Genomic DNA, 13,596 nt, shown 5'->3' on the forward strand with positions numbered 1-13,596 from the left:
CTCATTATAGCAGTTAGAGGTACAGCCTTCAATATTTGGATCATCTATTCCGTTACACCGTTAAAAAGGGAAACGACCCAGCGGATGCCGCTCTGCGATACCTGCTGGAGCAGACCGGCTGTTTTTTCGGCAAGAACATCGACAGCAGAAGCTTTAGCAGGCTCTGTGGTAAGTACATCACGCGGGGTGACAATCTGAGGCTGTGCTTCAGGCAAGGAAGCAGATACCGTCTGCTCCAATTCATTAGCCTCCATAGCCTGTTCCTGCTGATATTCCTGCTGTAATTGCTGCTGTGCACTGACACCCTGACCTTGCTGCCCCTCAAGTGAAAATCCAGTGCCCGCGATCTGCATTCCCATCAGCATTCCCAGAATGAGCAGAATTGCGAATATAATCAGCCTTTTCCCAAATGCGGCCATTATTCTTCCCCCAATATCAAATTTGCTCCATTGGAGCCTATTTGTCTGAATCCATTCATAGCTCATTTATCCTTTATTTGCTGATGAAGAATCGTCGGTGCTCGCCTTCTCCACATTCTGATCTTCCATGTACACTTCAGCGATGATATCCGCCAGAGCTTCTGAGGTGCGCTTCAGCTCCTCTTCCGTGTTATCGATTCCGCCGATTTCAACCAGGATGCTGTTATCCGATAAAGACTGGTTATACTCGCCGTTATTTCCTCCCCCGCCATCCTTGCCCCATACGCCTCTTGATACTCCGGGATACTTCTTCTCCATTTTCTTATGCAGCTGTGCAGCGTAAGCCTCATTTTTCTCCCAGTTAGGATTGTCGTGACCGATGATGAAATACACTTTGGCATAAGTGACTCCATTAATTTTCGCCGTCGTCTTGCTCTTACGCTGAGAGTCGCGATGAATGTCAATCAGATACGTCAGCTCATCATTCTCCGCCATTGCTGCCTTCACGGTCTCTCTTGAATATTTATAGGAATAGTTCCAGTTATAGTCCTCCTGAGTGGTTACGTAGTCCTCCTGTGCGTGAACCGTACCTACACCCTGCTTCTCTAGCTGTTTGCTGACAAAGGAACCTACCCTGAACACGTTGGCACTGGCTTTTCCCGACGAAGGATTCGTGCTGTCCGTGCCGAGCAGGGGATTATAAGCTTCATGTGGATGAGAATGATAGATGAGTACTGTTTTTTTGAGAGCTTCCTCCGGATCTTGCTCATCAATGACCTCGCCAGGCACCTCAGTCGGAGGATCTTCTTCTGCTGATGGTGGTTCTTCTGTATTGTTCTCTGTTGGTTCAGGATCAGTCTCTTCGTCCTTACCTTCAACGGAAGAAGCGACAAATCCGGGGTCTGGCTGATAATCCTGCGGAGCTTCTGCCATCTCATTGCCTGAGCCGCTTCTCAGCAGTACCGGCTTATTGCTTGCCATACCGGGAACCTGACTTGCAATCAGGCTCTTGGGATTCAGTGGATCTACGCCTGTCAGCAGTTCAAATACAAAGGATGTCACCTGTTCAGAGGTTAAGGTTGACTGCTGCTTGCCTTGGGCCAGATGCGGAACCTCCATACCCAGCACATCCATAAATATTCCGCTTGATATCGACCCGGCAAACCCCTGCATAGAGGAGACAGGTGAAGTATTCAGCCTTCTCTCTGCCATTCCTGACAAACCAAGCAGAACAAAAAATAGGGCAGACACCAATATAAGCAGCAATAGTGCACGCCCTGTCGCCAAAATACGAAGAACTCGTGCTCTCATTCTCGAAACGTTCCAGGTTTGAATCTTATTCATAATGGGATTATTCCACCTCCGCGAGCGATTCAGCTTGAGTCTTGTAATCTCTCATATTTCAAAACTATGAACTCTCACGAAAAAGTAGAACCAGGAAAATAGCAAAAAAAAGAAGACCGATAGATTCGGCCTTCTTGTTCAGGTGGAGCCTCTAGCTTGCAGTCAGCACTTTGCTAAGTGTCTAAGTGTGTATGGCGCTGTGTTAGTGTGTATAGGATGCTACATTCTCAAGCTTCACGGCGTCATGCAAGGCGGCATTCAGGCCGCTTGCGATAATATTTGCGATATCTTCGATAAATTCGTCAATTTCCTTTGGGGTCACAATTAAATCATGTCCAAGCGGATCAAGCACTTCTTTTACGAGACCGAGTCTTTCCTGCTCACTGATCTCATTCAGCACCCCGAGAATCTGACTGCCTGCATCCGTTTGCTTGTTAAAGTGGGCCTGCATGAGCTCAAAGGTTGTATTAACAATCGTTGAGGCGTAGCATACCGTCGGTACACCGATGGCAATACAAGGCACGCCCATAATTTCCTTCGTGATTCCTTTGCGCTTGTTCCCAATGCCCGAGCCCGGATGAATGCCGATGTCCGCCACCTGTATCGTTGTGTTTACTCTTTCAAGCGAACGGGAGGCGAGCGAATCGATGGCGATGATCAGGTCCGGCTTGGTCAGCTCTACAATTCCCTGGATCGTCTCACTGGATTCAATACCTGTAAGGCCTAGAACACCTGGTGCTATCGCGCTCACTTCGCGGTATCCAGGGGATACCTGATCTGGCATTAGCTCGAAGTATTGCCGTGTAACGAGCGTATTCTCTACAACAAGCGGTCCCAGAGAATCGGGGGTCACATTCCAGTTACCTAATCCGACGATAAATACCTTCGACTGCTTGTTAATCCCAATCTTCGCAATGAAATCTTCCATTTCTTTGGTAAATACAGCAGTGACCTGCTCTTGGAGAGTCGTGTCGCCATTCCGAAGCTTGGGCACTTCAAGAGTTACATAATGTCCCATAATCCGTCCCAAGCGCTGTGCTCCTTGTTCATTCAATACGTCAAGCCGAGTCACTTTGACGTCACCTAACTGCTCCACGTCCTCCTGGATGCCAGACATCTCTTGGACTCCGGCAAGCTCACGGGCTTCGATGGCAAGATCGGTGCGTACGCCATACTTTTGCAGATCTAGTGTCATGCTGTGTAGTTCCTCCCTCAGTAAGTAACAAGTTTATCGTAGTGTGCGCCGAACAAGACCTTTTTTATGCAAAATTGCCAGCCGATCCTCTATTTTCACAAGAACATCACATATGTTATTGTTGCTTTTTGAGGGTGCTCATGCTAGAATATTTTAAGTTGTGAAACGTTTTGTATTTCATAAGTATTGCCTTAACAGGAGGTGAATGTAATGCCAAACATCAAATCCGCTGTGAAACGCGTTAAAACTAACGATAAACGTCGTGCGCTGAACGCTTCCCAGAAGTCTGCACTGCGTACAGCTGTTAAAGCTGCTGACCAAGCGCTGACTACGAACGAAGTTGAAACAGCTAAAGCTGCGATTCAAGCTGCTTCCAAAAAATTGGACAAAGCTGTATCTAAAGGTCTTGTTCATAAAAATGCTGCAGCCCGTAAAAAATCCCGCTTGGCTAAAAAATTGAACGCTCTTACTGCTAACGCATAAGACTGCGTTTCTTATAATGACTAAGCAAAAATCCTGACCAGCCCAGCTGATCAGGATTTTTTAGTTTCTTTTCCATATATCAATGTCAATTCAAGTTAGGCCTCGCCGCTGAGCTGCCACGTAATTCCGTACTTGTCTCGAACCATGCCGTACAGGGGACTAAAGAAGGTAGACTGCAGTTCCATCAGCACTTTCCCTCCGTCAGCCAGTCCCTCATACATTCCCTTCAGCCGGTCCAGCTCCGAAGTCGTTATGGCAATGGTGACCTGATCACCTAAGGTATAGGGCTGTCCATACATGGAGTCAGAGAACAAGATTTTATTACCATCGATCTCCAGCGCCCCATGCAGCACTCGATTCTTCAAATGCTCCGGCATGGGTTCAGATGAATTCGGAAGCTCACCATACGTCTGAACACCCAGATTCTTCGCCTGTAGAACCTTCTCATAAAAAGAAATTGCTTCAGCACACTGTCCATCCAAATAAATATACGGTGATATTACCATTGACATTGTTCGTCCTCATTCCATAACAAGCGTATAGGCAAAAGACATTGGCACCTATCGAGCCTATTATATCCAAATTATGGAGAAAAATCTATCAGATCAGGCACCTAGCTTCAGTAGAAACAATTCAAGTCCAAGCACTTTATCAATAGCTCCTGTCTTCATTTGATAATCGAGTTCTGCCAGATGCTTCAGAATGAGACGCAGCCGGTCCGCCTGGAACTTCTTCGATTGCTCTCCAGCGATCTTGACCGCATAGGGATGGAGCCCCAGCGTACTTGCAATTTGCTGCTGAGAATAGCTCTGGGAAGCCAGCTCTTTCACCTGCAGTATAATGCGGAATTGTCTGGCGATCAGCGCCATAATCTTGATCGGCTCTTCCTTCTGCTTCAATAATTCGTAGAAGATTTCAAGTGCGCTGCTCAGCCTTAATCGTGCGATTTCCTCCACCATGGCAAAGATGTTCTGTTCGGTATTTCTCGCTACCATTGCTTCCACGTCAGAGACCGCAACTGTTCCTCCCGAACCCGCATAGAGACACAGCTTGTCTACTTCAGCAGATAAGGTCTGCAGGCTCGTGCCTGCTCTCGATACAAGCGCATCGGCTGCTGCCTTCTCTATAACTACTTTCTGTGACTCCGCTTTTTTAACAATCCAGCCAATCAGTTCATCCCCTTGGAGTGCTCCAAAGGACAATACCGTCGCTTTACTTTTCATCGTTTTTACGATCTTCTTGCGTTCATCCAGCTTCTCGCCCTGGACCATAAATATAAGTACGCTGTATTCAGCGGGATTGTCCAAATAAGACGTCAGTGACTCCATACGATGCTCAATCTTGGAGTTATCTTTGCCTGCTGTAAACAGCTGTTGATCCCGAATAAAGATCAACTTCCGGGGCACCAAAAAAGGAACCGTCTCCGCTTCCTCAATCACTTGTTCAATAGGTGTATCGGCTGTATCATACGTTGCTATTGCAAAGTCACGATGAGCTTCTTCTATGAGCTGCTCCTTCATTAAATCTGCAAACTGCTTCATTTGGTATTTCTCTGTTCCATACAGCAGATAGACACTGGCCGGACTGCCGCCTCGAATTGCTTTTGCTGCTGCCTTTACATCACTCACTCACGAACACACCTCCATCCCTACTATCCTAACAGAAAAAAAGCAAGACAACAAAGGGACCTTTCCGTCTGTCCTAAACAGGCGGCAGGTCCCTATTGTTCAAGCATCTATATAAACACCGGATATCCGAAGACTGGCTCTAGAAACCATTCGGCCGGCGGTCATACGACGCCTTCCCTAACTTAATCGACTCATCATAAACGATGAATCATCATATACATATTCAGGTGCTGCTTAAATGGTGTGGGCCAAGTCTTATTTCTTGGGTTCAGCGTTCTCCGTATTTTTACTGGAGCTTGGTGTGCTGCTATTTTGCGTTGATGATGGAGCTGTCGTGCTGCTGTCCGACTTCACCGGTACAGCATAGCTGTGCTGTGTCGTTTTTCCTTCAAACTCTAGTTCATAACTGTACGTCATACTATCTTCAGACCAGTTTCCTTTAACCCAGGTTCCCTTTAACTCAATGGCTTGCAACAGCTTCTTCTCTTCCTTATTATCTCCATTCAGCTGATATACGTTTAACTTCGTATCTGTGACTTCAACGAGATACTTACCGTCAGGCGAGAGCCAATTAGGAGATATCGTCATAACCAGGCCTGGAAGGTCCAAGCTTCTAAAGCCCTGGCTCTGAATCTCGGATTCATCTCTACTGCTTGGAGGTTCGCTTACTCCAGATGCACTGCTCATTTCTGATGAGGAATTCGACTGGATACTGAAAGTTCCAGTATCCGTGGAGTTCTGCTCTCCAGCTGAGTTTTGCCCACTTGTATCGCTTTGCCCTTTAGCATCATTGTCTCCACCCTGTGTATTGCCCGTTTGGCCGCTTGTGCTAGGCTCTGCCGATGGAGCGCTGCTTGAGCTTGGGGCCGGTTTGTGATCCGTAGTCGACTTTGACGGCGATTCGGATTGACTTCCCCCACTACCATTGCCAGACCCTTTATCTGAGCCAGGGGTAGGAGAAGATGGATCTTCCGCTTTGCTTGGAGCAGCTTCCCTGTCAGTATTAGGAGCAGCGGTTTCTGTGTCTTGAGCATGGTTGTCTCCTGAATTGGATGGTGACGGCACTTCTTCTGCCCGAGCTGTATCCGCCTGATCAGATTGAACCTCTCCCGTCTCCGTTCCTGCTGCCTCCGTCTCCGTACCGGATTCCTTCAGCTTCAGGCTGGCATCTGCCTCTTCCGATTTAGGAGCGACGCCCCCGCTGCCGCTAGTAGAATCGGATTGCTGTTCCGTTTCACTCATCAGGTGGGAGTCCACTTCGGCCTGATTCAATTGCTGCGGTTCATAGTTATATACAGCAACACCGAGAATAACCGCTGCTGCTGCAGTACCCATGATCATACGGCCTACATAGGATTTCATCCATCCTTTTGAAGCCTTGGTTGAAGGACGACCGGGTAATACGGTCAGCTCAGGCTCCTTCTTCATTTCTTGAAGAGCACTTCCCTGTTCCTTCTTTGCACGATCTATTGCATCAAGCTGCGGCATAATTCGATCTACCAAGCTGAATGGCGGGGCTACGTCAGGTATTGCTTCTAAATCCCGCGACAACGCTTTTAATATTTGAAATTTCTCCGAACAGCTCGGACAAGTCTTCATATGCGCAAAAAGCTGCTCTTTTTCCTGATCGTTCAGATCATTATCGATATATCGGTGCATACTTTCCACCACCTCTTGGCATTTCATCTACGTTACACCACCTTTCTGGTACTCCTGTAATAGATTCTGCAGCTGCTGTCTCGCTCTAAACAAATAGGATTTCACCGTATTTAACGGCAAGTCAAGACAATCTGCAATCTCGTTATAAGAGAGGTCCTGCAAATACCTTAATACGATCACGGCCCTGTGATGCTCGGATAACTGATTAATCGCAGACTGGACATCCTTCGTTACATAAGTCAGCATCACCTCATGCTCGACATCCTGCCTGTCTTCAAATATCATTTCATGCTCATCAATGGAAACGGTCGGTTTGGTTCTTCTAAATTTATCTATACAAATATTAGTAACTATACGCTGCACCCAGGTTTTGAACTGTGCTTTTTCTTCGTACGAATCAATCTTGGTGTAAATGCGAATGAGCGCTTCTTGGGCAGCGTCTAGTGCATCCTGCTCATTATTTAAAATGTAGTATGCCGTTTTGTAGACGTGCTGTTCGATTTCTCGCAATAGGGTAATTAGAGCGTCGCGATCGCCTGATTGAGCGGCTCTGATGAGTCCCTGCTCTACCACAAAGGATCCCCCTCTCCTTGTATCTTTACAGACGCAAGTTATGCTCCATTTGTTGCATACATGCGTGATTAATGCTCATTTAACTGGCTGATACGGAATTTATGTATAAAGAGAAAGCTGCATAAACCCCAAATCAAGGTCTGATGAGAGCAAGTTAGGCTAATCCTTATATAGAAAATAATAGGATTTTAAAGTAAAAGCTTCCTCTACAATATCAAAATTCTGGAACATCGTCATCCAAATTTAACTAGTTCATTCATTTAGACTGTTTGCTGAAGCCGTTGGTTCCAAGGTTTGGGATGCTGCTGGGTATATTTACACTTCACGAAGGAAAATAAGAACCTTTATTCCCTAGCATTCATGAGCACCCTGCTCATAAGGGAGAGTCTAAAGACTTAGAGGAAGTGCTCTCTCCTTATCAGTTCCCCCTTGTCTCTGTTCATCAGGAAAAATATGTTTATGCAGGTCAGAAAGGGATACATATAATATATCTATTGCTCAAATCAAATGGTGGGTGAAAGAAACACATATAAGGTAATCGTGTCTTAGATGTATAAAAGGGAATTTTGGAGGATATTCAGCATGAAGATCATTTATTCATTACTTGGAGGTATAGTTACTGCCGTAGCACTCTATTTATGTGCATATCAATTGATGGACGTATTCTATTACAGCTCGTTGCCTGATAGAGGTCCTGGCAGCTTCCCGGGTCTATCGGCAGCACTTGCCGGTATTTACTTATTCCCGGTAGTTATGCTTGTTATCTTTATTTTATTTCTGATCGTTTATAACAAGATAAATATAAGAGGAATATGGCTTGGAGGTGCAGCAGGCTTATGGCTCTACTCTCTGCTGATGACCCTTGCTCCATCGCAAGTATTTAATTACCTGCCGATTATTGCAATCATTTCGGGGTATATTTTGATCCAATCGACCTTGTCGGACCGTGTTCTGAACTGGACACTCTTTGGCGCGGCTTGCAGCTGGCTTGTGACCTACCTGGTCATCATTGGGGGACGTGCAGTTCAGAACACACTCACCTCGTATTTTTACTTCAGTCCATCACAGCAAATCGTAGTGCTCGCTGGTATTTTAGTACTGGGTATTGTGGGATGGCTGATCGGGATGAACAAAAGCAGCGCTCAAACTCGATACTAATTCTAAGGCTGGTCTCACTAGAGATCGGCTTTATTTTTTTTAATAAAATCATGTTGTCTTCTTAAAAGTAGTTCATTATAATCATATACATAGATTTGCGATACATAGATATACGATGTATAGGAGGATGTCTTTAAAATGCGAGTTAACAAAGAACTGCTAAAGGGGAGCACGATGACCCTGGTCCTTTCTATACTGAGCAAACAAGCCATGTATGGATATGAGCTTATCAAGGAAATTGAAGCCCGTTCTAACGGAGTGTTTTTAATGAAGGAAGGCACCCTATATCCCATTCTTCACACGCTGGAAAGCGATGGATGGCTATTATCATATTGGGAGCAAAAGGACGGCCGCAAACGAAAATACTACAAAATTACGGATGAAGGAAGCAGGCTGCTTCAGGAAAAGACTCAAGAATGGATTCAATTTCGGACGGCAGTAGATACGATAATCGGGGAAGGAGAGTAGCATATGCGTGAAATCGATCAACATCATGCAGTTAAGGAGTTCCTAGATCAGGTATGTAGTCAGGTAAGAGCAAAACGTATGCATACAGATATACGAGATGAACTGAAGAATCATATCGAGGAACGAATGGAAGACCTTCAGCAGGAAGGCTATTCGGTTGACATAAGTGCAGAGGCTGCTATAAAAGAAATGGGAACTCCGTTACAGATCGGTAAAAGCTTAGACCAGGCACATCGCCCCTCTACCGATTGGAAGCTGATTTTGCTCATTTTTATGTTTACAGCCATGGGTCTCTTCGCCGCTTTCAATGCTCAGTCCATGGCTCTCTCCTCTCCTTTATTTGCTGACCATCTAATACGAACCGCCTTTCATACCGTAATTGGACTGATCTTTTTCATTTGTTTTTATTTTATCCAATATTTAATCTTTAAGAATTACTCCCAGTTTATATTTACTACAACTCTGTTCTTAATGGCTTTTGCTATTGGCTTCGGTATACAAGTCAATGGGATGAGAGGATACTTAGCTCTCGGATTCTTCTCTTTCAACATCATGTATATTTCAGTTCCCATACTCCTGTTTGGATTAGCCGGAATGAAGCCAGCCAGAGAGTGGAGTAAACGGGAAACACTCACTCAGATGATCTATCGTGGGGTCATCCCTGCAGCTCTATATGTCACAAGCGGTTCAGTTACTTCTTTAATGCTGTACCTACTCGGGTTCCTTGTTCTGACATGGACTACACGAAAAAGTGTACAGCAATTCGCAATCTTCGCATTACTGTCTTTAGTCGCAGCAGCTTCCTATTTATATTTCCACGCAGATTATATGGTTGCTCGTTTTCAGACCTACTTAAATCCAACGGGTGAAGGTGCACACGTTACAGGTATTACCATTGAGGCCATACGCTCAGCGGGATGGTTTGGACATGGCTTTGCTGCCATCAATACCAGCCTGCCTTATATTCATAACGATTCAATCCTTACCTATCTCTTTTATTGCTATGGATGGAGCTTTGCACTCGTCCTTGGACTCTTCATCACCTTACTCTTGCATAGAATGTGGACCTTACAGAAGTCAATCCGTGATTCTTATGGCAAACTCATCGTCACACTGGTTGTATTCTACTTTGGGATCAGACTTGTTTGGTCTCTTCTATCTGCTATTGGATTCCTGCCAATGATCAGCATTAACATTCCATTCATAGGATACGGCGGTACGGCTCAAATTGTCGATCTTGCAGCCATCGGGCTTCTGCTGTCGGTATATCGCTATAAAAATATGATTCCGAGCTTAAGTGAGTCAATTTCATTACCTATGAAATAAGTTATAAAATGAATTTAGGTTACAATTGGTTATGTTAATAAAGAACCAACGCAATGGGTATGATTCCTTCGCTTTGGTTCTTTATTGTATAGAGACTATGATAATGGAGCTTCTTCCCACTCCAGCTGAAAATCATGCCCAAAGCTCCTAATCTCATCTGCAGTTGCATGAATACAGAAATCCTGCTTCGCACCATAGAAATTTAACAAGTAAACTCCTTCAGAAGGGGTTTCCTGCCAGCTTAGCTGATAGAGATCCCTCTCGAACGATGCATACATTTGGTTTAATAGTAAACCATTTAAAATCTCTAATGGAAACCCAGATGTTATTTCGATATAATTTTGAATAGTTATATTAGTCCAACCAAGTCGATCAAGCTCATATTTAAGCTGATGCTTCCGAAAATATTTAAAGTGAAGCTGACAGCCCTCTAACTCACCTGGTATCCGGCTTTTAAAAGTAAATTCCACTCGTGTTCCCGCTTCTATACAGTCTCTAATTGCAGCGATATGTAACTCTCCTTTACTCCGTCTATTAGACAGCTTGTTCTTCCCATAGAAAAAACGAACAGAAAACAATCGTTATCTATTCGTCGTGAACATGAAGCTATTCAATTATACCAAAATCAAAAGTACAGATCGGCACATTCATGAAATTCGGCAGCCTGTTACGTTCTCCCTCAGCCTTCACTGATTGTAATTCCTGCAAGAAGTTCGTCCCAGGTCTCCAAGGCGTTCATGTCGGGAGGAACGTTCAGGGAACAGACCCGATCCAAATTCCATCCGGCATCAGCCATGCCACACTGTCCCTCGACCGGATTCAAGATCAATATACCAAACTCACTTAAGGTCAGCTGGGACAATATTGCACGTAAATGAAAAGTCTCCTCATAACTCGCGGACCAGCGAATAAACAAAGTGGAGGAGCTGCCCGCCAGTTTATCATAGAAACGCTGAATTCGCCTTTGCAGCTTCTCTTTATATTCCGGATAGACCACGGACCAATGCTGACCGGGAACAAGGGGGAAGTCATGTACGGAAATGATGTTGTACAGTGAATCCTTGATCATGTAGGACTCAACAAGCCCTCCCTGATCATAGAACACCGGACTTCCGTCATCCAGCATAATATGGGTATCTTCCAGCACTTGCAGATGGTTTAGCTCCATAAAGCCTTGAAATCGATGCTGCAGAAGTCTGTTCACATCGGACAGCTTCGAGGATATCATCCAGTCGAGCGGCAAGGATATTCTCCTCAGATTGTACCGCCTCAACTGAATCGCTGGCGCACAGGAAATACCCAAACTTACAATCAGATCATACTTCTTTTTCAGATCCTGTACGCTCAAGTCCACTCACCTTTTTCTTAAAAAAGTCACTTCCTCTCTTCTATATTATAAGAACAGGCGGCAAATTGCTTGGACTACCCACGCCCTTCACATTCACAATAGTTACTCCTCTATCTCAAGCCGCCTTTGACAAATGAATCAATAATCTGTCTTTGCAACACCAGATAAATGATAAGCACCGGCAGACTTGCAATTGTCGTTGCCGCCATCAGCGGCCCCCACATGTTTGCATCAGAAGACATGAACATCTGCAGCCCCTTCTGCATCGTTGAGTTCTCCATTTTGTTTGTCACCAGCAGCGGCCAGAAATAATCATTCCATGCGGTAATAAACAGCAGGATGCTGATCGAAGCAATGGAGGCTTTTAAATTCGGGAATATCGTTCTCCATAGCACGGACCAATCCGATGCTCCGTCCAGACGAGCAGCTTCTATGAGCGTTTTGGGAAATGCTTTGAAGGCATTGTAGAGCTGCATCACCGCAAAGGCCGAAGCGACATTCGGCACAATGAGTCCCATCAGCGTATCTCTCCAGCCCATTTCACTGATCACCACATAGTTTGGAATCATAATGACTTGAAACGGAACAAGCCAGGTCAGTGCAATCAATCCGTAAATGAGATTGCTCCCTCGAAAACTCCATCTTGTAAATGCATAGGCAGCGAGAATGCTAGTAAACACCTGAGCCACCGTCTGCGCGATCGCTACCAGCAGGGAATTGCTGATCATTCGCATCATCGGAATGGAGCTCCAGGCCTGAACATAATTGTCTAAGGTCCAATGGGTCGGCCATAGCGCGGCAGAGAACACCTCTCCTTCGGGCTTGAGTGATGTATTGATCATCCAGTACAAGGGAAATACAGACAAGAAACAAAGTGCGATAAGAAGCGCATGCTTAAAAAAAGCGGTAAAGGTCCATTTTTTCAGACTCATGATTTCCCTCCTAGTCGTCAAAGAACGTCAACTTCTTGCTCAGCTTCATGAATCCGAGAGCAATCAGCCCGAAACCGATGAAGAGCACGACAGCGGCTGCAGAGCTCCAGCCTACCGCAAATGTCTGGAAGCCGTATTGCCACAGTAAATAATAGATATTCGTCGTAGAGTCAAGCGGCCCGCCTTGGGTGAGCACATTGACATAAGAGAAGCTCCACTCGGAGGCAAACAAGATGCTGAGCATGCCCATGAACAGAATGGAGGGTGATAGAAGCGGCAGCGTAATATGACGAATCATCTGCCAGCGGCTGGCACGATCTATTTTGGCAGCTTCATAATATTCCTTGTTAATGCCGGTTAAGGCAGCAGAGAAGATAAGAGTGCTGAACCCGATAAGCTTCCAGCCAGTAATAAAAATGATAGAATAGATAGCCCACCGCTCATCGGTAAAGAAATGAATGGGTTCTTCGAGTCCAAAATATTGCAGCGTGCGGTTCAGGATGCCATTGGTTGGATGCATAATCCAACGCCAAATGGAGGAGACAGCCACAGGAGCCATAATCATTGGCAGGAAGATGAGAGCTCGGTATACGTTACGCGAGCGCTTGCTGATATTCTCGGTAAAAATTGCGATGAACAAAGGTACAATCAAGGAAAACGGTACAACACCAATGGTATAGATGAGCGTGTTGGTAAGCGAAGCTCCCATTTCCGGCAGTGTAAACAGATTTTTGAAATTTTCCCAGCCCACATACACCTTTGGTGAGGTAGGGAGCAGATTCCACTGATAGAAGCTGAGCTGGAAGGTCTCGATGAGCGGCCTATATATCCAAAAGCCCAGGGACAGCAGGACCGGCAGCAGATACAGATAAGGCTTAATTCCTCTTAAGCGGACGGCGAGCTTCTTGCGCTGCTTGTCCCGCGGTTGGGGCACTGTGTGTATACCCGGCAGTTCGGATGAAGTCGTCGTATCATAGTTCACAATACTGGTTCTCCTTTCGAGTGACCCTGATTTTGTTGAAGACAGAAGGAAGCGAACTCCTTCTGTCTTCTGCATCAGAAT

The 13,596-nt window shown here is 45.5% G+C and carries 15 protein-coding genes; 4 read left to right on the plus strand and 11 right to left on the minus strand.

What is annotated here, in order from left to right:
• Positions 1-44: 44 nt before the first annotated feature.
• The 3 genes from BK126_RS14760 to gpr form a co-directional block, all read right to left on the minus strand.
• A complete protein-coding gene (locus BK126_RS14760; RefSeq protein ID WP_076313303.1) occupies positions 45-419 on the minus strand; it encodes a DUF3679 domain-containing protein in 375 nt (124 codons plus the stop codon).
• Positions 420-485: 66 nt separating this feature from the next.
• On the minus strand, positions 486-1,763 hold the full coding sequence (locus tag BK126_RS14765; RefSeq protein ID WP_076313304.1) for a stage II sporulation protein P: 1,278 nt from the start codon (positions 1,761-1,763) through the stop codon (positions 486-488).
• Between the two features lie 202 nt (positions 1,764-1,965).
• On the minus strand, positions 1,966-2,958 hold the full coding sequence (gene gpr / locus BK126_RS14770; RefSeq protein WP_076313305.1) for a GPR endopeptidase: 993 nt from the start codon (positions 2,956-2,958) through the stop codon (positions 1,966-1,968).
• A gap of 210 nt (positions 2,959-3,168) precedes the next feature.
• Between gpr and rpsT the strand changes: the two genes are divergently transcribed.
• Positions 3,169-3,441: a 30S ribosomal protein S20 gene (gene rpsT, locus BK126_RS14775; RefSeq protein WP_047910794.1), complete on the plus strand. Its 273-nt coding sequence runs from the start codon at positions 3,169-3,171 to the stop codon at positions 3,439-3,441.
• Between the two features lie 95 nt (positions 3,442-3,536).
• Here the strand turns inward: rpsT and BK126_RS14780 are convergent, their stop codons facing one another.
• The 4 genes from BK126_RS14780 to BK126_RS14795 all read right to left on the minus strand — a co-directional run bounded on the left by BK126_RS14780 (position 3,537) and on the right by BK126_RS14795 (position 7,301).
• Positions 3,537-3,953, minus strand: a complete 417-nt coding sequence (locus BK126_RS14780) for a VOC family protein (protein WP_076313306.1) — start codon at positions 3,951-3,953, stop codon at positions 3,537-3,539.
• Positions 3,954-4,046: 93 nt separating this feature from the next.
• On the minus strand, positions 4,047-5,069 hold the full coding sequence (holA, locus tag BK126_RS14785; RefSeq protein ID WP_076313307.1) for a DNA polymerase III subunit delta: 1,023 nt from the start codon (positions 5,067-5,069) through the stop codon (positions 4,047-4,049).
• Positions 5,070-5,324: 255 nt separating this feature from the next.
• The gene (locus tag BK126_RS14790; protein ID WP_076313308.1) at positions 5,325-6,755 is read right to left on the minus strand and encodes an anti-sigma factor; all 1,431 of its coding nucleotides are present in this window, start codon (positions 6,753-6,755) and stop codon (positions 5,325-5,327) included.
• Positions 6,756-7,301 carry an RNA polymerase sigma factor gene (locus tag BK126_RS14795; RefSeq protein ID WP_047910790.1) on the minus strand — a complete coding sequence of 182 codons (546 nt, stop codon included), beginning with the start codon at positions 7,299-7,301 and terminating at the stop codon, positions 6,756-6,758.
• A 582-nt stretch (positions 7,302-7,883) separates the two neighbouring features.
• Between BK126_RS14795 and BK126_RS14800 the strand changes: the two genes are divergently transcribed.
• From BK126_RS14800 to BK126_RS14810, 3 genes are all read left to right on the plus strand, one after another.
• The gene (locus tag BK126_RS14800) at positions 7,884-8,459 is read left to right on the plus strand and encodes a hypothetical protein (RefSeq protein WP_076313309.1); all 576 of its coding nucleotides are present in this window, start codon (positions 7,884-7,886) and stop codon (positions 8,457-8,459) included.
• A 138-nt stretch (positions 8,460-8,597) separates the two neighbouring features.
• On the plus strand, positions 8,598-8,927 hold the full coding sequence (locus tag BK126_RS14805) for a PadR family transcriptional regulator (RefSeq protein ID WP_076313310.1): 330 nt from the start codon (positions 8,598-8,600) through the stop codon (positions 8,925-8,927).
• A gap of 3 nt (positions 8,928-8,930) precedes the next feature.
• Positions 8,931-10,253 (plus strand): FtsW/RodA/SpoVE family cell cycle protein, encoded by a 1,323-nt coding sequence (locus BK126_RS14810; protein ID WP_076313311.1) that lies wholly within the window; start codon positions 8,931-8,933, stop codon positions 10,251-10,253.
• Between the two features lie 95 nt (positions 10,254-10,348).
• Here BK126_RS14810 and BK126_RS14815 read toward each other — a convergent pair whose 3' ends face one another.
• The 4 genes from BK126_RS14815 to BK126_RS14830 all read right to left on the minus strand — a co-directional run bounded on the left by BK126_RS14815 (position 10,349) and on the right by BK126_RS14830 (position 13,515).
• Entirely contained in the window at positions 10,349-10,723 is a 375-nt protein-coding gene (locus BK126_RS14815) for a hypothetical protein (RefSeq protein WP_256702853.1), read from the minus strand.
• Between the two features lie 209 nt (positions 10,724-10,932).
• Entirely contained in the window at positions 10,933-11,601 is a 669-nt protein-coding gene (locus tag BK126_RS14820; RefSeq protein ID WP_076313312.1) for a DUF1796 family putative cysteine peptidase, read from the minus strand.
• 110 nt (positions 11,602-11,711) lie between these two features.
• Complete coding sequence (locus BK126_RS14825) at positions 11,712-12,533, minus strand: carbohydrate ABC transporter permease (protein WP_076313313.1); 822 nt, start codon at positions 12,531-12,533, stop codon at positions 11,712-11,714.
• Positions 12,534-12,543: 10 nt separating this feature from the next.
• Positions 12,544-13,515 carry a carbohydrate ABC transporter permease gene (locus BK126_RS14830; protein WP_179085546.1) on the minus strand — a complete coding sequence of 324 codons (972 nt, stop codon included), beginning with the start codon at positions 13,513-13,515 and terminating at the stop codon, positions 12,544-12,546.
• Positions 13,516-13,596: the final 81 nt, after the last annotated feature.

Source organism: Paenibacillus sp. FSL H7-0326, from assembly GCF_001955535.1.
Lineage (GTDB): Bacteria > Bacillota > Bacilli > Paenibacillales > Paenibacillaceae > Paenibacillus > Paenibacillus shunpengii.

Coding starts and splice junctions, on each gene's coding strand:
- BK126_RS14825 (WP_076313313.1), bottom strand. CDS start 12,533: ATGAGTCTGAAAAAATGGACCTTTACCGCTTTTTTTAAGCATGCGCTT.
- gpr (WP_076313305.1), bottom strand. CDS start 2,958: ATGACACTAGATCTGCAAAAGTATGGCGTACGCACCGATCTTGCCATC.
- BK126_RS14760 (WP_076313303.1), bottom strand. CDS start 419: ATGGCCGCATTTGGGAAAAGGCTGATTATATTCGCAATTCTGCTCATT.
- BK126_RS14765 (WP_076313304.1), bottom strand. CDS start 1,763: ATGAATAAGATTCAAACCTGGAACGTTTCGAGAATGAGAGCACGAGTT.
- BK126_RS14810 (WP_076313311.1), top strand. CDS start 8,931: ATGCGTGAAATCGATCAACATCATGCAGTTAAGGAGTTCCTAGATCAG.
- BK126_RS14800 (WP_076313309.1), top strand. CDS start 7,884: ATGAAGATCATTTATTCATTACTTGGAGGTATAGTTACTGCCGTAGCA.
- BK126_RS14790 (WP_076313308.1), bottom strand. CDS start 6,755: ATGAAATGCCAAGAGGTGGTGGAAAGTATGCACCGATATATCGATAAT.
- rpsT (WP_047910794.1), top strand. CDS start 3,169: ATGCCAAACATCAAATCCGCTGTGAAACGCGTTAAAACTAACGATAAA.
- BK126_RS14805 (WP_076313310.1), top strand. CDS start 8,598: ATGCGAGTTAACAAAGAACTGCTAAAGGGGAGCACGATGACCCTGGTC.
- BK126_RS14780 (WP_076313306.1), bottom strand. CDS start 3,953: ATGTCAATGGTAATATCACCGTATATTTATTTGGATGGACAGTGTGCT.